Source organism: Streptomyces sp. SID5469, assembly GCF_009862865.1.
Taxonomy (GTDB): Bacteria; Actinomycetota; Actinomycetes; order Streptomycetales; family Streptomycetaceae; genus Streptomyces; species Streptomyces avermitilis.
In genome coordinates this window covers 1,769,582-1,787,368 of sequence record NZ_WWIN01000001.1, presented here as the reverse complement: position 1 = coordinate 1,787,368, position 17,787 = coordinate 1,769,582, and the positions used below count along the sequence as shown (strand labels likewise).

The window sequence follows — 17,787 nt, the reverse complement described above, 5'->3', positions numbered from 1 at the left end:
CAACGGGGCTTCAGCGGGGCCTCGGTACGGCCTCAGTGGATCCGGCGACCGTGCGCGTCCGGCACCCCGGACTTCCGGAAGAAGTAGCTGTTGATGTGATCGCGCCACTCGCGGGCGCCGCGGAGCTGCTCCTCGTACCGCTCCGCCACCCGCGTGTGCCGCGCAGGCTCCACCAGGTCCACGAGCGAGGCCCACACCTGCCGGGCCTCCTCGACCTCGGCCACGCCCTCGAAGTGCGTGTCGTAGATGTGCTGGATCACCGTCCTGCCACTGTGCAGCACATGCCCGTACGGCACATGGTGGAAGAACAGCAGCAGTTCGTCGGGGCAGGTGTCCGGCGACTCGTACACCTCCGCCCACGGCTTGGCGTACTGCCCCGCGTACCCGGTACCGGTGGCGCGCGTGCGGTCGACCCCGACGCCGTCCCGGTCGGCGAAGTGGTACGTGCCCCACGGGCTGTACTCGTAGCCGTCCACGCTCGGCCCGTAGTGGTGTCCCGGCTGCACCATGAAGCCCACGCCGAGCGGGGCGGTGTACTTCTCGTACGTACGCCAGGAGCGGTACAGCACCGCGCGCAGTCCGGCGACCAGTCGCTCCGGAGCCTCGGTGCGCGCGGGCGTGAAGGTCAGGTCGATCCACTCGTCCAGCAGGCCGAACGGGTCGGCGTCCGGCTGCCAGCCCAGCCGCCCCACCGTGTAGAGATTGGCCTGGGCGAGGGGGTGCCCGGTCCAGTACGGGTCGTCGCCGGCGTTCGACACCGCCACCAGTCCGCCGCGCGCCAGCTCCCCGACACTCGTCCCCGTCGCCCCCTCGGGGCGCCACCGCAGCACCTGGCTCCACATCGGCGCGAGCGCGCACACATGCCGTTGCTGGCCGGTGTACTCCTGGGTGGCCTGCACCTCCACCGCGAGCCGGGTGCGCGGCATGGCGCCGATGACCGGGGAGACGGGCTCACGCACCTGGAAGTCCATCGGCCCGTGCTTCACCTGGAGGACCGCGTTGTCCCGGAAGCGGCCGTCGAGCGGCACGAAGTGGTCGTACGCGGCGCGCGCCCGGTCCGTCGACCGGTCCCGCCAGTCCTGCCGGTGGTCGTAGACGAAGGCCCGCCAGTGCACGGTGCCGCCGTACGGGGCGAGCGCGTCGGCGAGGAGGTTCGCGCCGTCCGCGTGACTGCGGCCGTAGGCGAACGGCCCCGGCTGCCCTTCCGAGTCCGCCTTCACCACGTACCCGCCGAAGTCGGGAATCGCCGCGTACACCCGGCCGGTCGCCTCGGCCCACCACGCGCGCACCGCCTCGTCCAGCGGGTCGGCCGTCGCCAGGCCGCCGAGGACCAGGGGTGCCGCGAAGGTGACCGACAGCTGCGTCCTGATCCCGTAGGGGCGCAACGCGCCCGCGATCTCGGCCACTTCGCCGATCCGGTCGGTCAGCAGGTGCGCCTCCGTCGCGTGCACGTTCACGTTGTTCACGGCGACCGCGTTGATCCCGCAGGCCGCGAGCAGCCGTCCGTACGTCCGCACTCGCTCCAGGTCGCCGCGCGCCCGGCCGTCCCGCCAGAACAGTGAGCCGCCCGCGTAGCCGCGCTCCACCTGTCCCATCACCGGGTGGACCGCCACGTTGTCCCAGTGGTCGAGCATGCGCGACGCCAGCGCGGGACGGTGCGCCTCGCGGGCTCGCGAGGCACCGAACGCGGCCTCGCCCAGCCGTACGACATGGAACAGCCCGTAGAGCAGCCCGCGCTGCCCCGCGGCGGTCACCGTCGTCCGGCCCCGCCGCCGCACCAGCGTGAACCCCTCGTCGCCGAGCGGCTCGGGTGCGTCCAGGCGTTCGCCGAGGTGCAGCAGCAGGTCGCATGGCCGGTCGTCCGCCGGCTCCTCGGCACGCACCACCGAACCGCCGAACGCCCCGCACGCCCACGCCACTTCACCGTGCACGGTGTCGACGAGCGCCCCGGTCCCGCACACGACGGTGCGCCGGGAGCCGAGCGCGCGGAACGCCTCGGACGGCAGCCAGGCGGGGTCGACGTGATCGGCCAGAGGCGTGAGTGCCGCCGGAGCCGTACGAGCCGATCTGCGCATGCGGTGGGTCCTTCGGCAGCCGTGGGGCGCGAGTTCCGTCCGTCCCCCCGTATATGCCTCACCCGATGCGCGCGTGAACCCGGTCGAGCCAGTCCGGTTCGGGGAGGGACCTACACCGGAAGCAGACGCGCGACGAGCTCGCCGAGCTGCCGGGCGTTGCGGCATTCGTGCATCTCGACGACCTCGGCGTAGGCGAGGGCCGCGGAGTCGCCCGTGCCCCACTGGGTGTGCGGCTCGGGGTTCAACCAGTAGACCCGCCGGGCCCGTTCGGCGACGCGGCGCAGGGCGGGAAGGTTCGGGTCGCTCCTGTTCGTCCGGGCGTCACCGAGGACGAACACCGACGCCCGGGGCCCGACCGCGTCGGCGTACCGCTCCGCGAACTCGCCCAGCGAGACGCCGTAGTCGCTGCTGTCGTGCCAGCCCGTCAGGGCGGCCTGCGCCATGATGCGGGCACCGAGCCCCTCCGGGTCGGCCGCACCGCGGACGACCAGGCCGGTCACCTCGTCGATCCGGTTGACGAAGGCGAACACCCGCACCTTGCTGAACTGGTCGTGCAGCGCCTGCACGAGCAGCATGGTGAAGTCCGAGAAGCCGGCCACGGAGCCGGACACGTCGCACAGCAGCACCAGTTCGGGACGGACCGGACGGCGTCGGCGCAGGACCGGGCGCATGGGCACGCCGCCCGTCGACAGCGAGCCGCGCAGGGTCCGGCGCAGGTCGATGGTGCCGCGGGAGGCACGGCGGCGGCGCGCGGCCAGCCGGGTGGCCAGTTTGCGCGCCAGGGGCTGCACCGTCCGCCGCAGTTCGGCGAGTTGGGCGCGTCCGGCGAAGAGGAAGTCGACCCGGTCGGCGGTCGGGGCGACACCCCGGCGGGCGATCTCGTCCGCCCCGCGCCGCTCGGCGACCCTGCGCCGTGCCTCGGTGCGCACCTGCCGGCGGAACTCCTCGATACGCCGGCGGATCTCGTCGTCGAGCAACCGGTCGGCGAACCCGCTGTCCGTGGCCTGTGCCAGGACACTCGCGCGGACGCGGGCGAGCAGGGTCTGTGGACGCAGCCGGTCGAGCGTCTGGTACGACGACCAGCCGTCCGACCCCGGTGAACTCCCGTACCCCCCGAAGCCGTTCACCGCCTCGGCCGCCAACTGGCCGAGGAGCGCCTCATCGCCCGCGGCGAGGGCGGCGGCGATCCGGTCCCGCAGCTCGTCCCGGTCCGGGGCCGGACCGCTGCCGGGCTCCGGTACTCCGACACCGCGCGGAAAGTAGAGATCGAAGACCGGGTCGAACACGGCCCGCTGCCCGGTGCCGTGCAACAGCGCGGAGGCGAGCCCCTCCCTCAGATACTCGCGGTCGGCCAGGCCCAGCGCCTCCAGGGCCCGTGCGGCGTCCACGGTCTCGCCGGTCCCGATCCGGATGCCGTGCGAGCGCAGCGCCTGGACGAGCGCGGTCAGCCGTTCGGGCACACCGGACGCGGCCGGCGCCTTCACACGGCGTCCAGGTCGAGCTTGGCGGACGCCTTGAGGATGTCTTCCTGGTGCTTGAGGAGTACGCCGAGGCTGTCGCGTACGACGGTCTCGTCGAGGGTGTCGGCGCCGAGCGCGAGGAGCGTGCGCGCCCAGTCGATGGTCTCGGCGACGGACGGGACCTTGCGCAGATCCATCTCGCGCAGCGCACCGACCACCCGTACCACCGACTCGGCCAGTGCCGCGTCGAGGCCCGGCACCTTCAGCCGTACGATGCGGCACTCCAACTCCTCGTCGGGGAAGCCGATGTGGAGGAACAGGCACCGCCGGCGCAGCGCCTCGGACAGCTCGCGGCTCGCGTTCGAGGTGAGCACCACGAACGGGCGGCGCGTCGCGGTGATCGTGCCCAGCTCGGGGACGGTGACCTGGAAGTCGCTCAGCACCTCCAGCAACAGGCCCTCCACCTCGACGTCGGCCTTGTCGGTCTCGTCGATCAGCAGCACCTTCGGCTCGTCGCCGCGGATGGCGGTGAGCAGCGGGCGCGGGAGCAGGAACTCCTCGCCGAAGATGTCCGTGCGCGCCTCGTCCCACGTCTCGTCACGGCCCGCGCTGATGCGCAGCAGCTGTTTGGCGTGGTTCCACTCGTACAGCGCGCGCGACTCGTCGACGCCCTCGTAGCACTGGAGCCGGATCAGCGAGGCGCCCGCGACCTCGGCCACCGCCTTCGCCAGCTCCGTCTTGCCCACTCCCGCGGGGCCCTCCACCAGCAGGGGCTTGCCCAGACGGTCGGCGAGGAAGACGGTGGTGGCGACCGCGGGGGACGCCAGATAGCCGGTCTCCGCGAGGCGTGCGGAGACGTCCTCGACGGATGTGAAATGGCCGGTTGTCATGCGGTGTTCCCCCGGATCTCGACGCTGGGGCCACTGGATCAGGTTCCGGTCGCCGGCCACAACAGCCCGGCCGCGTTTGCGGCGAACGTCACGGTCGGTACGGGTGGCCGTGGGCGGTCCGCCCGGGTCCCGGCCGGATTTCAGGAGTCGCCGCCGGAGGAGATGCCGGATCCCAGGGCGGCCGCGCGAGCGTCCACGGCGGACCGGCCGGTGGTGAGGTGAGGGGGCCTTTCCGCCGGACGGTGAGCGCGGCCTTTCCGCCGGACACGTCGGCGTCGGCCCTCGTGCCCGACGCGGCACTCGGCGAGACCCCTCAGACCGCGACGACCTCCACGCCCGCCTCCGCGAAGCGGCGCACCGTGTCCTCGCTCACCGGCGCGTCCGTGACCAGCGTGTCCACCGCCTCCGTCGCGCAGATCCGGGCGAACGCACGCCGGCCCAGCTTGCTGGAGTCCGCGGCGACCACCACGCGCTCGGCGCGCTCGCACAGCAGCCGGTTGATCGCGGCCTCCGCCTCGTCGTGCGCGGCCGCGCCGTGCGCGGCGTCGAAGGCGACCACGCCGAGCACGGCGACGTCGAGGGTGATCTGGCCGAGCACGCCGTCCGCGAGCGGCCCGACCAGCTCGTACGACTGCGGGCGCGCGACCCCGCCGGTCACCACGATCTTGAACTGAGGTCGTACGGCCAGCTCGTTGGCGATGTTGAGGGCGTTGGTGACCACGGTCAGCGCGGGCGAGCCGGACGCGAGGTCGCCGCGCACGGCCAGCGCCCGCGCCACTTCGGTGGTGGTGGTGCCTCCGGTCAGCCCCACTGCCTCGCCGGGGGCGATCAGCTCGGCCACCGCCTTCGCGATGCGCTGCTTCTCGGAGGCGTGGCGGGCCGTCTTGTAGCGCAGCGGCAGTTCGTACGAGACGCCGTGCACGACCGCGCCGCCGCGCGTGCGCACCAGCATCTGCTGCTCGGCGAGCTGGTCGAAGTCGCGCCGGATCGTCGCCGCCGACACCTCCAGCTGGGCCGCCGCCTCCTCGACATCCAGCCGGCCCCGCTCGACGAGCAGTTCCAGCAGTGTCTTCCAGCGGGCGTCGCGCGACATCCCCACTCTCCGTTCCTCGATCTCCGGCGACCTTAGCGCACCCCTTACTTCCCTCCGCATGCTTGATTGTGCTCGAAAGGCCGCTATATCTTGCATGAAAGTGCATCGCTGGGGAGGGGTTACGGCATGAGCCATGTCGAGAACGAGCTGAACAGCCAACCCGCCTGCTGGACCCGCGCCGCCACGGAGGCGGCCGAGTACGCGGGAGCACTGCCCGCGACGGGGGAGCGGGTAGCCGTCGTGGGGTGCGGAACCTCGTTCTTCATGGCGCAGGCCGTCGCCGCGCTGCGGGAACAGGCCGGACAGGGGGAGACGGACGCCTTCGCCGCCTCCGAATTCCCGCCCGGACGCGCGTACGACCGTGTCGTCGCGCTCACCCGCTCCGGCACCACCACCGAGGTCCTCGCGCTCCTCGCCGAACTCCGGGGCCGTACCCGCACGACGGCCGTCACCGCGGACCCGCGCACCCCCGTGATGGAGTCGGCGGACGAGGTCGTCGTGCTCGACTACGCGGACGAGCGGTCGGTCGTGCAGACCCGGTTCGCGACCACCGCCCTCACCCTGCTCCGCGCCCACCTCGGCCTGCACACCGACGCCGTGGTCGCCGACGCCCGCACCGCCCTGGACACTCCGCTGCCCGAAGGGCTCGTCGAGTGCACGCAGTTCACCTTCCTCGGGCGCGGCTGGACCGTCGGGCTCGCGAACGAGGCCGGGCTCAAGATGCGCGAGGCCGCACTGGCGTGGACGGAGGCCTATCCGGCGATGGAGTACCGGCACGGCCCCATCAGCATCACCACCCGGGGGACCGCCACCTGGATGCTCGGCGAGGCACCCGAAGGACTGGCCGAACAGGTCCGGGAAACCGGCGGACTGTGGGTGGCCGGCGGTCTCGACCCGCTCGCCGAACTCGTCCGCGCACAGCGGCTCGCGGTCGCCGTGGCCGCCGCCCGCGGACTCGACCCCGACCGGCCGCGCCATCTGACCCGCTCGGTGATACTCGCCCCCGCCGCCCGCTGAACCGGCCCGACCGCCGCCGCAGAAGGAGGAGTTGTGCCACTGGCAGCAACCGGTGACCTCATCGCCGGAGCCACCGCGGACCACACCGCCGTCGCCGCGTTCAACATCATCACCCTGGAGCACGTCGAGGCCGTCATCGCGGGCGCGGAGTCCGTCGGCGCGCCGGTCGTCCTCCAGATCAGCGAGAACGCCGTCAAGTTCCGCTACGGCCGTCTGCTCCCGCTGGCCCGGGCCGCGGCCGCGGCCGCCGAACGGGCGTCGGTGGCGGTCGCACTCCATCTCGACCACGTCCAGAGCGACGACCTGCTGCGCCAGGCGCCCGGCGCCGGATTCGGCTCCGTGATGTACGACGCGGCCCGGCTGCCGTACGCCGAGAACCTCGCGGCGACCCGCGCCGCCGCCGACTGGGCACATGCCCGAGGGCTCTGGATCGAGGCCGAGTTGGGACAGGTCGGCGGCAAGAACGGCGAGCCGCCGCTGGACGCGCACGCGGCCGGAGCCCGCACCGATCCGGCCGAGGCGCGCGCCTTCGTGGCCGACTCCGGAGTGGACGCACTGGCCGTGGCGATCGGCAGCTCGCACGCGATGACCTCGCGCACGGCCGCGCTCGACCACGGTCTGCTCAGGCGGCTCGCCGCGCAGCTGGACGTACCGCTCGTCCTGCACGGCTCCTCCGGCCTGCCGGACGACGAACTGGCGGCGGCCGTCACGGGCGGCATAGCCAAGGTCAACATCGGGACCGCGCTGAACCTCGCGATGACCAGAGCGATCAGGGAGTTCCTCGCCGCACATCCCGACGCGGTCGACTCACGCAAGTACCTCAGTGTGGGGCGGGAGGCGATGGCGGCCGCGGCGGCGGAGCTCATCGCGGTGCTGCGGGCCGCCGGCGGCCCGCAGCACCGGACGACCGGCTCGGGTAGCGGGACGCCTACTTCTTGACGGCCCGGAGCACCACGAACTTCGCGTCGCTCGCGACCAGTTCACTGTTGCCGAACAGGCGGCGCAGCTTCAGGTGGTAGCCGAGGTGGCGGTTGCCGATCACCCACAGCTCGCCGCCCGGCCGCAGCGCGCGCTTCGCCCCCGTGAACATGCGCCAGGCGGTGGCGTCCGTGGTCGCCTGGTGGGAGTGGAACGGCGGGTTGTTGAGGACGACGTCGACGCTCGCGGCGGGTACCCCGGAAAGACCGTCGCCCACCAGGAACTCGGCGGTCCCGTCCGCGTTCGCCCGGAACGTCTCCCGTGCCGAGGCCACCGCCTGGTACGACTCGTCCACGAACAGCACCTCGGCCTCGGGCTCGGTCAGCGCGACCGCCGTACCGACGACTCCGTTGCCGCAGCCCAGGTCCACCACACGCTCGGCCCCGCTCACGCGCGGGAGGTGCCGCAGGAAGAACCGGGTGCCGATGTCGAGCCGGTCGGCGCAGAAGACGCCGGCGTGGTTGGTCACGGGCCGCCCCGACAACGGGCCGACGCCGTCGGGGAGCCGATAGCGGTACGGCCATGGATTCGGGTCCCGTACGAGCCCCGGGTCCGGGGTGCAGAAGATCAGCCGGGCCTTCTGCTCGGCGAGCGAGGTACGGGTCGGGCCGAGGATCCGCTCGAACAGCTTCAGCGTCGAGGTGTGGATCTCCTTGACCATCCCGGCGCCTACGACGACCGTCCCCTCGTGCACCCCTGGCGCGAGACGGTGCAGCTGGTCCTCCAGGAGCGCCAGACTCTTCGGGACGCGTACGAGCAGCACGTCGATCCGCTCCGGCGGGGTGTCCCGCGTGGTCAGCAGCCGGACCGAGGACGGGTCGACGCCGGCCCGGCCGAGATTCTCCCGGGTCGCCTCCCGGGCGAGGAACGAGTCGGTGATCTGCGTCGGCCGGTGCGCCGCGAGCGCCGTGGTGAGCGCACCCCACCGGTCGCCGAGCACGACCACCGATCCCGAGAGCGGAGTGCCGCTCGCCGCGAGGTGCCGCAGGAGATACGCGTCGGAGGCGTCCCAGGCACGCAGCCGGTCGCGTGGATCCTCGGGGAAGCGGGCGAGCGCGTACGCGCCCCAGGGCGTGGTCATCGGGTCGTTCATCGTGGCTCCAGGCTAACCGAGCCGCAGATCGGCCCCGGTCCGCGCCGATGGGCGAGGAGGCGGTACGTGATGATGGGGGCATGGACGCCGAGCTGTTCCCGCGAAGCCGCGCACAGGTCGCACCGGACGCGGTCCATGTGCCGGACTGGGCGGACGCGGGCCGGCAGCGGCGGTTCCTGGCGGCCTGCCGCGACTGGGCCCGCCCACCGGCCGGCCTGCGCACCGTCCACACCCCCGGCGGCGGCACGATGACCTCCCGGCAGGTCTGCCTCGGCTGGCACTGGTATCCCTACGGGTACGCCCGTACGGTCGTCGACGGCGACGGCGCCCCCGTGAAGCCGCTCCCGGACTGGCTGGCGGAGCTCGGCCGCGACGCGGTGTCCGACGCCCTCGGCCCGCAGGCGGTGCCGCCGGTCCCGTACGACATCGCTCTGATCAACTTCTACGGCGCCGACGCCCGTATGGGCATGCACCGCGACAGCGACGAGAAGTCCGGCGCGCCGGTCGTCTCGCTCAGCGTCGGCGACACCTGCGTCTTCCGCTTCGGCAACGCGCGGACCCGGACCCGGCCGTACACGGACGTGGAACTGCGCAGCGGCGATCTGTTCGTGTTCGGCGGCGCGAGCCGGCTCGCGTACCACGGGGTACCGAGGGTGTACGCGGACACGGCGCCGCCCGAGTTGGGGCTCGTGGGCCGGCTGAACATCACGCTGCGGGTGAGCGGCTTCCAGGACCCGTCCGGCGAATGAGACCGAAGCGGCGGTCATCGACCGCGGGGCCCCCGGCGCGGCGGACGCCGGGCCCTCACCGGAGCCGGCTGCCGGGCCTCATCGGAGCCGGCTGCCGGGTCTCACCGGAGCGGATCATGGGAGACTCGCCCTCATGAATGGCAAGGCGGGCCCCCGGGTGGCGGGGGAAGGGAACACACGGACGCGGCTGGACCGGGGACGCGGTGCGCTCGGGCCGGCGCTGGAGCTGGTGCACACGGGACGTGCGCCGACGCGGGCCGTGCTCACCGCCGAGCTGGGGGTCACCCGGGCGACCGCCGGAGCGGTGGCCGCGGAGCTGGAGGCCCTGGGACTGATCCGTGTCGACGCGCACCCGGGCGCCGCCGCCGGCTCGCAGGGCCGCCCCTCGCACCGGCTGGAGGTCGCCGAGAACGGGCCGGTGGCGCTCGCCGCCCAGGTGCACGCCGACGGATTCCGGGCCGCGCTCGTCGGTCTGGGCGGGCGCATCGTCGCCACCGCGCCCGGCTGTGAGACCGTCGACGCCGACCCGGCGAAGGTGCTCGGCTCGGTGGTCGAGGCGGGCGCCGAGCTGCTCGAGGAGACCGGACGGCGCTGTGTCGGGGCCGGGCTCGCCGTGCCGTCCGCCGTCGCCGAGCCGGAGGGCCTCGCGCTCAACCCGCTGCACCTGGCCTGGCCGGCGGGCGCGCCCGTCCGCCAGATCTTCGCCGAGCGCGTCCGCGCGGCGGGCATCACGGGCCCCGCCTTCGCCGCCAACGACGTCAACCTCGCCGCCCTCGCCGAGCACCGGCACGGCGCCGGCCGCGGCTCCCGTGACCTGCTGTGCGTGGCCACCGGACACCGTGGGGTGGGCGGCGCCCTGGTCCTCGACGGGCGTCTGCACACCGGCAGTTCGGGACTCGCGCTGGAAGTCGGGCATCTGACGGTCAACCCCGAGGGCGGCCGCCCCTGCCACTGCGGCAGCCGCGGCTGCCTCGACGTGGAGGCGGATCCGCTGGCCTTCCTCACCGCGGCCGGCCGCGACCCCGGCCCCGAGGTCTCGCTGCTCCAGCAGGCCAACGACCTGATCCGCACCCAGTACGCCGACCCGTATGTGCGGACGGCGACGCAGGCGCTGATCGACCGGCTGGGCCTCGGACTCGCCGGACTCGTCAACATCCTCAACCCGGACCGCATCATCCTCGGCGGCCTGCACCGCACCCTGCTCGACGCCGACCCGGACCGGCTGCGCGCCGTCGTCGCCGACCGCAGCCTGTGGGGCCAGAGCGGCGGCGTACCGATCCTCCCCTGCACCCTCGACCACAACAGCCTCGTGGGCGCCGCGGAGTTGGCGTGGCAGCCGGTACTGGACGATCCGCTCGCGGCCCTGGCCGGGACCTGACGGCTCACGGCCCGGCCGGGCTCCACGGCGCCCCGAGCGGGCGCCGCATCTCGGCCGGCTCCTGAACCGGTGCCTGCGACAGGCCCTAGCGCCATTCCACCCCGAAGGCCCGCCCCGGATTCTCGGTGAAGATCCGTCCCACCAGGTCCTTCCCCAGGGCCTGTTCGAGCCGCGGGCGCAGTCGGCGCAGCAGATACGGGAGTCCAGGGCCGCCGTTGACCGAGCGCGCCGCCGCGGTCGTCGTGTCGCCGCCGAGCAGCAGCCGATGGCCGAAGCCCGCCTCGGCGAGGGCCCGTAGCGCGTCGGGCATGCGCCAGTCGGTGGCGTGATTGGCGCGTGACGGGCCGTCAAAGGCGAGGAAGGCGCCCGCCTCCGCGGCCTGGCGGTGCACCGTGAAATCGGGGGAGCGGTTCAGGTGACCGAGGATCACCCGGTGCGGCGGCACACCCGACTCACCGCACAGCAGGTCGAGGACGTCGAGCGCGCCCGTGCCAAGCTCCAGGTGCACCGCGATGGGCGCGCCCGTCGCGTGGTGGGCCTCGGCGGCCGCGGTCATCGTCCAGCGGGCGTGCGCGTCGAGGGCGTGGAAGCCGCCGGCGACCTTGATCAGCCCGGCCCGGACCCCGGACGGGCCGATGCCGGTCGTGAGTTCGGCGACGAACGTGTCGGCCAGCCGGCCGCGCAGCTCGGCGAGCGTCCCGGCGTCGTAGTGGACGGCCTGGTGCAGTCCGGTCGCGGCCACCACGTGCACGCCCGTGTCACGGGACAGCAGCGGCAGGTCCGCGGCGCGCCGGCCCAGGCCGTACGGCGTCCACTGCACCACGCTCCCGCCGCCCTGCTCGCGGAAGGCGGCCAGTTCCGCCCGGGCGGCGGACGCGTCCCGCAGTTCCTGTCCCGGGAGTTGAGGGCTGCCGAAGAAGAGGTGATCGTGCGCGTCGCAGACGCCCAGGTGCTCGGGGAGCACGTCCCCGAGCACGGTGCGGACCGTGCTCACCACTGACGCCCCCGCGGCAGGCTCGCCCGGCCCGGCGCCGACAGGTGCAGCACCTGGAAGACCTCACCCGCCGCCTTCGGCGCGTCATGCTCCCAGAGCGAGAAGTGCACCAGCTCCCAGCGCCGCGGATCCACGGCGGCGGCCGCGCCCACCACGCCGTCCAGCGCGGCCAGCTGCTGAGCCTCCCGCACCGCGTCCTGCATCAGCCCGGTCAGCCGCGCCCCCTCGGGCACCCGCCGCCGGTGCCGCACCGCGACCCTGGCCGGGGAGCCGGCGGCGCCCCCCTCCTCGTACGACAGCCCTGTCCACTGCTGCACCGGCGGTCGCCCGAAGTCGTCGACGATCCCCTGGAAGGCGCCTCCCCAGAGGAAGGAGTTCATGCCCTCGACCGTGTTCCACAGGTAGAACGGCGCGTACTGGTTGACCGGCGAGCCGTCCACGCCGCGCTCACGCATCAGATACGCCTTGAATCCGAGGCCGTCCCAGTGGTCGAGCGCATGACCGAGGCGGGACACCCGGCTGCGGATGATGTCCATGTCGTAGTCGGCGGGAAGGGTCAGCTCGTACTGCATGGCGTGCACCGGGTGCCTCCTGGGTGAGGGGTGTTCGTCCGGGCCGACGGGTGCGTCCCGGTCGGTGGTCGTGCCGGGCGCGAGGTGCGCCGGGGCAACTCCTCATGGCGGGGGGCGCAGCAGGGAGAGCAGGCCGCGCACGCCCGTGTCGAAGGCTGCCGGTGAGCCGGCGGCGCGTGCCAGGACATAGCCGCCCTGGACGGTCGCGAGGATGGTCGCGGCGATCTCCTCGGCGTCCAGCGACTGCGCGAACTGCCCTTGTTCCTTTCCCTCTTCGACGATCCCGGCCAGCTGCTCGCGCAGCCAGTCGATCGTCTCGTCGACGGGGGCGCGCAGTTCCTCGCTCGCCACCACGTCCGGGTCCATCGTCAGCCGCCCGATCGGACAGCCGCGCAGGGCGTCGCGCTCGCGGCGCAGATACGCCTCGATGCGCTCGTACGGCGTGCCCGGACCGCTCAGCGCGCCCTCCGCGGCAGCCCGCAGTTCCTCGGCGGTGCGGCGGATCGCGGTCAGCGCCAGATCGGGCTTGCCCTTGAAGTGGTGGTACATGCTGCCCTGGCCGGCGCCCGCGCGCTCCAGGATCGCCTTGGGGCTGGTGCCCACGTAACCGCGTTCCCACAGCAGCTCGCGGGTGGACTCGATCAGTCGCTCCTGGGTGCTCATACCGTGACTGTACATACTAGTAGGTACAGACGTCGAGGCCTTAATAGCGCCCGTACTCCCCGGGAGGTACGCGCACCGCCGTCGGCCGTACGACGACCCGGGCCCCCTCCCGGAGCCATTCTCGAGACATCACAGGAGAACCCCACCGAGGAGATGACCCGAGATGCAGACCCTGGCGAACTGGGACGGCGGGCCCGGCCCGTGGATTCCGTTCTTCCCGCTGATCTGGGCGGCCGTCGTGATCGGCGTCGTGACCGTCCTGCGCCGCACCGTGAGGCGCGGACGCGGCGGACCGTGGGGTGGCGGAGCGTGGGGCGCCATGGGCGACGGCCGCCCGACGGGCGACTCGCCGATCGCCGTGCTCGGCCGGCGCTTCGCCTCCGGTGAGATCGACGAGGACGAGTACTGGCGTCGGCTCTCCGTCCTGGACGAGCAGTTCGGCCGCCTGGGCAAGGGCGGCGCGGCATCCGTCTAGCCCCGGGACGTCGGCGGCAGCCGTAACCGCGGCAACGTGGCCCGCTATCTCGAACCGCTCATCGGCCGAACTGCCGACGGGCGGCCACGCCTGCACGTGCCGCGCGTCGGCGCCACGGAATGATCCGACGGGCGCGGCCGGCCCCGACGTCCACATGAGGGACGTACGAGGCACGGCAACCGGAGGTACGAGCGACGGGTCACCGCCCGGTCAGCCGGCAACGGCGGACCGGGCGGGAGCGTGTTCGGACCTGCGCCCGTCGACCGCGCGCCTGAGAACGGGCACGGGTCGGCCGATGTCGCGCGGCGGACGTGTGGGCAGCGCCGTCGCGGAGGGGGCCGGGAGCGTGAACCACACGACCTTCCCGGACTCGCCTTCCGGCCGCACCCCCCAGCTCTCGCTCACCGCGGCGACCATGGCGAGGCCGCGCCCGGAGGTGGCCGACGGTTCCGCGTCCCGCACCACGGGCAGCCGGGGGTCGTGATCGTGCACCGAGACCGTGAGCCGGTCCAGCAGCAGCTCCATCTCCACGATGCACGTCTTGTCGGGCTGGGCATGGCGGTGGACGTTGGACAGCAGCTCGGTCACACCGAGTGCGGCCTGGTCTATCAAGGGGTCGAGATGCCAGTAGCGCAACTGCGCAGAGACGATTCTGCGGACCTGGCCGATCCGCGACGGAAGGGCTTGGAGCTCTACCGTGCAGTGCCTGCTTGGTTTGCTGATCACGGCTGCGACTCCCCGAATTGAGGTCCGGAAGAAGACGGAGATCGGATCCAGCAGGGTGGCTGCGTGAAAACGCCGCCTGCTGAGCAGGCGGCCGGCCATTCCGGCTGTCTGCTGTGGAGCGGCTGCGTACGTCGGCCGCCCGCTGTTGATGACCCGGCGGGCTGGTTCGCAGCGTTATCGCCGGTACACCCAGAGTGAGGTGAGACCAGCGTGGCCCAGGGGATGCACTCCTGCAACTCGCGCCACTCTCAGCTACGGCGCCCGGACGCCTTGCGGACCGCCTCTATGAACCGGCGTGCCGACGGCGGACCCGGCTTCCCGGGCGCGGGATCGTGCTCGCCGAGGGTCAGCGAATAGCGGGTGCCGTTGACATCCGCCAACGCCCGGTCCTCAGGGGCGAACCAGGGCTTCGACGCGCGCACCGCCTGCACCGGCGCGCTGTCGATCTCGCTGCCGTAGCTGGTGAGCAGCTCAAGCCTGCCGCCGCTGATCCGGACCTGCCCGGCCCGGGTGAGCGAGCGCAGCCTCTTCCCGATCCGCACGCCTGTGGCCGTGAACTCCGGCTCCGCCATGATGCTCCGCCCCCTTGTGCGCTTCGCCTGTGCCGTGCCGTGGATCCCGCGTCGGGTCGTGATCCAGGCGGGCCCTGATCGAGTGTGGTCGTGCTCCAGTGTGCGCCCGCGTTCGGAACCGACGTCCCCTGCGGTGCAGTCTGCCCGCCCCCGGCAGCGAGCACCAGTACGCACGGCGAGGTGGGGGCGGGTATCCGGCGCACTCGCGCGGATGCGCCCCCACCACCCGGCGCACCCCTGCCCCAGGGGTGCCTTTGGGGTGCTCAAAGGTGTGTTTATGCAGGTGAGAAGCGTGCGGAAGGTGTTTATGATCGAGGCGTCCGACCGCGCGACGCGGCGTCGGCACACCGTGTAAGGAGCCCCGCCGTGAGCACTCCCCGTACCACTCATCCCGGCGAAACCCTCGATGTCGACCACAGCGACGCCGACTACCGGAGCTGGCTCAAGGAAGCCGTCCGTAAGGTCCAGGCCGACGCCAACCGCTCGGCCGACACGCATCTGCTGCGCTTCCCACTGCCCGAGGAGTGGGGAATCGACCTGTACCTCAAGGACGAGTCGACCCATCCCACCGGCAGCCTCAAGCACCGGCTCGCCCGCTCGCTGTTCCTGTACGGACTCTGCAATGGCTGGATCCGGCCCGGCCGCCCGGTCATCGAGGCGTCCAGCGGCTCGACGGCCGTCTCCGAGGCCTATTTCGCGAAGCTGATCGGCGTGCCCTTCATCGCGGTCATGCCCCGCACGACGAGCGCCGAGAAGTGCCGCCTGATCGAGTTCCACGGCGCGCAGTGCCACTTCGTGGACGACTCGCGCAAGATGTACGAGGAGTCCGCCGCCCTCGCCGCGGAGACCGGCGGCCACTACATGGACCAGTTCACCTACGCGGAACGGGCCACGGACTGGCGCGGCAACAACAACATCGCCGAATCCATCTTCCGTCAGCTGGAGCTGGAGCGGTTCCCGGAGCCCACGTGGATCGTCGCCACGGCAGGCACCGGCGGCACCTCGGCGACCCTCGCCCGCTACGTCCACTACATGCAGCACGACACCCGCATCTGTGTGGCCGATCCGGAGAACTCGTGCTTCTTCGAGGGCTGGACGACCGGCGATCCGGACGTCACCTGCGACTGCGGCTCGCGCATCGAGGGCATCGGCAGACCCCGTATGGAGCCCAGCTTCGTGCCCGGCGCCATCGACCGGATGATGAAGGTCCCCGACGCGGCCAGCGTCGCCGCGGTACGCGCCCTGGAACAGGCCATGGGCCGCAAGGCCGGCGGCTCGACCGGCACGGGCCTGTGGAGCGCCCTGAAGATCGTCGCGGAGATGGTCGCCGAGGGGCGCCGGGGGAGCGTGGTGACCCTGCTGTGCGACCCGGGCGACCGCTACCTGGACAAGTACTACTCGGACGCGTGGCTGGCCGAGCAGGGGCTGGACATCGCGCCGTACACGGCGGCGATCGACTCGCTGCTGGCGACGGGGGTCTGGCGGGACTGAGCCGCGGACCCCGCGCGCGCACGCGGGGCGGCCGGACAGCGTCGCAGGGGGTTCACGCGCGCGTGGCCGCCAGCCGCCGGTCCAGCGAGGTCACCGCGTCCCGGAACGCGCGCCCCAGACCCGCTCGCCCCAGGTTCACCACGAACCGGAAGACCGCGGGCCCGTCGGCCGCGAAGGTCCACTGCACCCGGGTGCCCGTACCGGCCGGCGTCAGCCGCCACTCCTCGAGGAGCGCGGACATCCCGGGAGCGTTCGTCTCGTCGACCCGGTACGCGTACACCTCGGCCGGTTTCGCCACGACGACCGTCTCCCGGAAGCGGGTCCCGCCCTTGAGCCGGACCTCCCGCCCGGCGCCGTCCTCGACCGGCCGGGCGGAGGTGACCGCGCCGAACCACTCGCTCCAGCCCCCGACGTCCTCCGCCAGCGCACGGAAGACCGTCTTCGGGGGCGCGGCCACCTCGCGGGCGAACACCAGACACACGGGAGCGATCTGAGTGAAGTCGAGCCCGACCGGGCGCAGACGGCGTGCCATGGACGAAACCCCCTTGCGGGAAACGGAGTTCCCGAGCGGAAGCGAACGGTGACAGGGCCGGGCCCCCACCACGGGGCGCGGCGCGGGCAGCGTCACCATAGCTGGCGGGCCGTCAGATGTCTGTACCGTCCCCGGGCTCCCCGGCCACCACCAGACGCCGCAGGTGCTCCGAGACCTCCGCGCGCGCCCCGGCCGGCAGTCCGGCGTCGGTCACCAGCGTGTCGACCTGATCCAGCGATGCGAACGAACTCAGGCCCACCGTGCCCCACTTGGTGTGGTCGGCGACCACGACGACGCGCCGTGCCGACTGCACAAGTCGCCGGTTCGTCTCCGCCTCCGCCAGGTTCGGCGTCGACAGGCCCGCCTCGACCGATATGCCGTGCACTCCCAGGAACAGCACGTCGAAGTGGAGCGCCACGATCGCCTGGTCGGCGACAGGCCCCACCAGCGAGTCGGACGGCGTACGCACTCCGCCCGTCAGCACGACCGTGGCGGCGCCCTGCCGCTGACCCGAAGTGCGCTGCGCCGCGTGGAAGACGTCGGCCACGCGCACCGAGTTGGTCACCACCGTCAGGTCCGGCACGTCGACGAGCTGATGGGCCAGCGCGTACGTCGTCGTACCCCCGGAGAGCGCGATCGCCGTGCCCGGTGCGACCAGCTCGGCCGCGGCTCGCGCGATGTCCTCCTTGGCCGTCAGCTCCAGACCCGACTTGGCCTCGAAGCCGGGCTCGTGCGTGCTCGCCTCGACCACCGGCACCGCGCCGCCGTGCACCTTCTCCAGCACACCCTGACGGGCGAGGGCGTCCAGATCGCGGCGGACCGTCATGTCGGACACGCCGAGCTTGCGGGTCAGCTCGTTGACACGGACGCCGCCGCGCCTTCGCACCTCGTCGAGGATGAGGGCGCGACGCTGCTCCGCGAGGAGGTTCTGATTCTCACTCACGTCCGCTCCGGTCCTTTCGCCTCAGTACACCCGACACGCCCCGAGCACCGGCTCCCACGAGGACCTTCGCCCCGCCACCGGCCCCG

At 72.8% G+C, this 17,787-nt stretch carries 18 protein-coding genes; 6 read left to right on the top strand and 12 right to left on the bottom strand.

The window, feature by feature from the left end; genetic code table 11:
- Positions 1 to 32 precede the first annotated feature (32 nt).
- The 4 genes from GTY58_RS07700 to GTY58_RS07685 form a co-directional block, all read right to left on the bottom strand.
- Positions 33 to 2,075 carry an alpha-glucuronidase gene (locus GTY58_RS07700; protein WP_010982888.1) on the bottom strand — a complete coding sequence of 681 codons (2,043 nt, stop codon included), beginning with the start codon at positions 2,073 to 2,075 and terminating at the stop codon, positions 33 to 35.
- Between the two features lie 110 nt (positions 2,076 to 2,185).
- Positions 2,186 to 3,559, bottom strand: a complete 1,374-nt coding sequence (locus GTY58_RS07695; protein ID WP_010982887.1) for a VWA domain-containing protein — start codon at positions 3,557 to 3,559, stop codon at positions 2,186 to 2,188.
- Positions 3,556 to 4,425 carry a MoxR family ATPase gene (locus GTY58_RS07690; protein ID WP_010982886.1) on the bottom strand — a complete coding sequence of 290 codons (870 nt, stop codon included), beginning with the start codon at positions 4,423 to 4,425 and terminating at the stop codon, positions 3,556 to 3,558. Before GTY58_RS07690 ends, GTY58_RS07695 begins: the two co-directional genes overlap by 4 nt.
- A 313-nt stretch (positions 4,426 to 4,738) precedes the next feature.
- Positions 4,739 to 5,518, bottom strand: a complete 780-nt coding sequence (locus tag GTY58_RS07685) for a DeoR/GlpR family DNA-binding transcription regulator (RefSeq protein ID WP_010982885.1) — start codon at positions 5,516 to 5,518, stop codon at positions 4,739 to 4,741.
- 126 nt (positions 5,519 to 5,644) lie between these two features.
- Here GTY58_RS07685 and GTY58_RS07680 point away from each other — a divergent pair, with 126 nt between their 5' ends.
- Positions 5,645 to 6,535: an SIS domain-containing protein gene (locus tag GTY58_RS07680; protein ID WP_037645982.1), complete on the top strand. Its 891-nt coding sequence runs from the start codon at positions 5,645 to 5,647 to the stop codon at positions 6,533 to 6,535.
- Between the two features lie 33 nt (positions 6,536 to 6,568).
- The gene (locus GTY58_RS07675) at positions 6,569 to 7,474 is read left to right on the top strand and encodes a class II fructose-bisphosphate aldolase (protein ID WP_010982883.1); all 906 of its coding nucleotides are present in this window, start codon (positions 6,569 to 6,571) and stop codon (positions 7,472 to 7,474) included.
- On the opposite strand, the gene GTY58_RS07670 is transcribed toward GTY58_RS07675, so the two are convergent.
- Complete coding sequence (locus GTY58_RS07670; RefSeq protein WP_010982882.1) at positions 7,464 to 8,606, bottom strand: methyltransferase; 1,143 nt, start codon at positions 8,604 to 8,606, stop codon at positions 7,464 to 7,466. The genes GTY58_RS07675 and GTY58_RS07670 overlap by 11 nt on opposite strands.
- 80 nt (positions 8,607 to 8,686) lie before the next feature.
- Here GTY58_RS07670 and GTY58_RS07665 point away from each other — a divergent pair, with 80 nt between their 5' ends.
- Positions 8,687 to 9,355, top strand: a complete 669-nt coding sequence (locus GTY58_RS07665; RefSeq protein ID WP_010982881.1) for an alpha-ketoglutarate-dependent dioxygenase AlkB — start codon at positions 8,687 to 8,689, stop codon at positions 9,353 to 9,355.
- A gap of 133 nt (positions 9,356 to 9,488) precedes the next feature.
- Complete coding sequence (locus tag GTY58_RS07660) at positions 9,489 to 10,733, top strand: ROK family protein (RefSeq protein WP_010982880.1); 1,245 nt, start codon at positions 9,489 to 9,491, stop codon at positions 10,731 to 10,733.
- A gap of 85 nt (positions 10,734 to 10,818) precedes the next feature.
- Here GTY58_RS07660 and GTY58_RS07655 read toward each other — a convergent pair whose 3' ends face one another.
- The 3 genes from GTY58_RS07655 to GTY58_RS07645 form a co-directional block, all read right to left on the bottom strand.
- Positions 10,819 to 11,727 (bottom strand): phosphotriesterase, encoded by a 909-nt coding sequence (locus tag GTY58_RS07655; RefSeq protein WP_037646225.1) that lies wholly within the window; start codon positions 11,725 to 11,727, stop codon positions 10,819 to 10,821.
- Positions 11,724 to 12,308 (bottom strand): DUF4865 family protein, encoded by a 585-nt coding sequence (locus GTY58_RS07650; protein ID WP_010982878.1) that lies wholly within the window; start codon positions 12,306 to 12,308, stop codon positions 11,724 to 11,726. The genes GTY58_RS07655 and GTY58_RS07650 overlap by 4 nt, the downstream gene beginning before the upstream one ends.
- 93 nt (positions 12,309 to 12,401) lie before the next feature.
- Positions 12,402 to 12,962, bottom strand: coding sequence for a TetR/AcrR family transcriptional regulator (locus GTY58_RS07645; RefSeq protein WP_237528736.1), 561 nt, complete (start codon positions 12,960 to 12,962; stop codon positions 12,402 to 12,404).
- A 163-nt stretch (positions 12,963 to 13,125) separates the two neighbouring features.
- On the opposite strand from GTY58_RS07645, the gene GTY58_RS07640 reads away from it, so the two are divergent.
- Positions 13,126 to 13,437: an SHOCT domain-containing protein gene (locus tag GTY58_RS07640; protein WP_010982876.1), complete on the top strand. Its 312-nt coding sequence runs from the start codon at positions 13,126 to 13,128 to the stop codon at positions 13,435 to 13,437.
- 210 nt (positions 13,438 to 13,647) lie between these two features.
- Here GTY58_RS07640 and GTY58_RS07635 read toward each other — a convergent pair whose 3' ends face one another.
- Positions 13,648 to 14,163, bottom strand: coding sequence for an ATP-binding protein (locus tag GTY58_RS07635; protein WP_010982875.1), 516 nt, complete (start codon positions 14,161 to 14,163; stop codon positions 13,648 to 13,650).
- Positions 14,164 to 14,411: 248 nt separating this feature from the next.
- A complete protein-coding gene (locus GTY58_RS07630) occupies positions 14,412 to 14,735 on the bottom strand; it encodes a hypothetical protein (protein WP_010982874.1) in 324 nt (107 codons plus the stop codon).
- A gap of 366 nt (positions 14,736 to 15,101) precedes the next feature.
- Between GTY58_RS07630 and GTY58_RS07625 the strand changes: the two genes are divergently transcribed.
- Positions 15,102 to 16,226, top strand: a complete 1,125-nt coding sequence (locus GTY58_RS07625) for a PLP-dependent cysteine synthase family protein (protein ID WP_010982873.1) — start codon at positions 15,102 to 15,104, stop codon at positions 16,224 to 16,226.
- A gap of 52 nt (positions 16,227 to 16,278) precedes the next feature.
- On the opposite strand, the gene GTY58_RS07620 is transcribed toward GTY58_RS07625, so the two are convergent.
- Together GTY58_RS07620 and GTY58_RS07615 are read right to left on the bottom strand one after the other, a co-directional pair.
- Positions 16,279 to 16,758: an SRPBCC family protein gene (locus GTY58_RS07620; RefSeq protein WP_010982872.1), complete on the bottom strand. Its 480-nt coding sequence runs from the start codon at positions 16,756 to 16,758 to the stop codon at positions 16,279 to 16,281.
- Between the two features lie 112 nt (positions 16,759 to 16,870).
- Positions 16,871 to 17,701 (bottom strand): DeoR/GlpR family DNA-binding transcription regulator, encoded by an 831-nt coding sequence (locus GTY58_RS07615; protein WP_010982871.1) that lies wholly within the window; start codon positions 17,699 to 17,701, stop codon positions 16,871 to 16,873.
- Positions 17,702 to 17,787: the final 86 nt, after the last annotated feature.

Coding starts and splice junctions, on each gene's coding strand:
- GTY58_RS07700 (WP_010982888.1), bottom strand. CDS start 2,075: ATGCGCAGATCGGCTCGTACGGCTCCGGCGGCACTCACGCCTCTGGCC.
- GTY58_RS07690 (WP_010982886.1), bottom strand. CDS start 4,425: ATGACAACCGGCCATTTCACATCCGTCGAGGACGTCTCCGCACGCCTC.
- GTY58_RS07685 (WP_010982885.1), bottom strand. CDS start 5,518: ATGTCGCGCGACGCCCGCTGGAAGACACTGCTGGAACTGCTCGTCGAG.
- GTY58_RS07680 (WP_037645982.1), top strand. CDS start 5,645: ATGAGCCATGTCGAGAACGAGCTGAACAGCCAACCCGCCTGCTGGACC.
- GTY58_RS07670 (WP_010982882.1), bottom strand. CDS start 8,606: ATGAACGACCCGATGACCACGCCCTGGGGCGCGTACGCGCTCGCCCGC.
- GTY58_RS07665 (WP_010982881.1), top strand. CDS start 8,687: ATGGACGCCGAGCTGTTCCCGCGAAGCCGCGCACAGGTCGCACCGGAC.
- GTY58_RS07660 (WP_010982880.1), top strand. CDS start 9,489: ATGAATGGCAAGGCGGGCCCCCGGGTGGCGGGGGAAGGGAACACACGG.
- GTY58_RS07645 (WP_237528736.1), bottom strand. CDS start 12,962: ATGAGCACCCAGGAGCGACTGATCGAGTCCACCCGCGAGCTGCTGTGG.
- GTY58_RS07640 (WP_010982876.1), top strand. CDS start 13,126: ATGCAGACCCTGGCGAACTGGGACGGCGGGCCCGGCCCGTGGATTCCG.
- GTY58_RS07630 (WP_010982874.1), bottom strand. CDS start 14,735: ATGGCGGAGCCGGAGTTCACGGCCACAGGCGTGCGGATCGGGAAGAGG.
- GTY58_RS07620 (WP_010982872.1), bottom strand. CDS start 16,758: ATGGCACGCCGTCTGCGCCCGGTCGGGCTCGACTTCACTCAGATCGCT.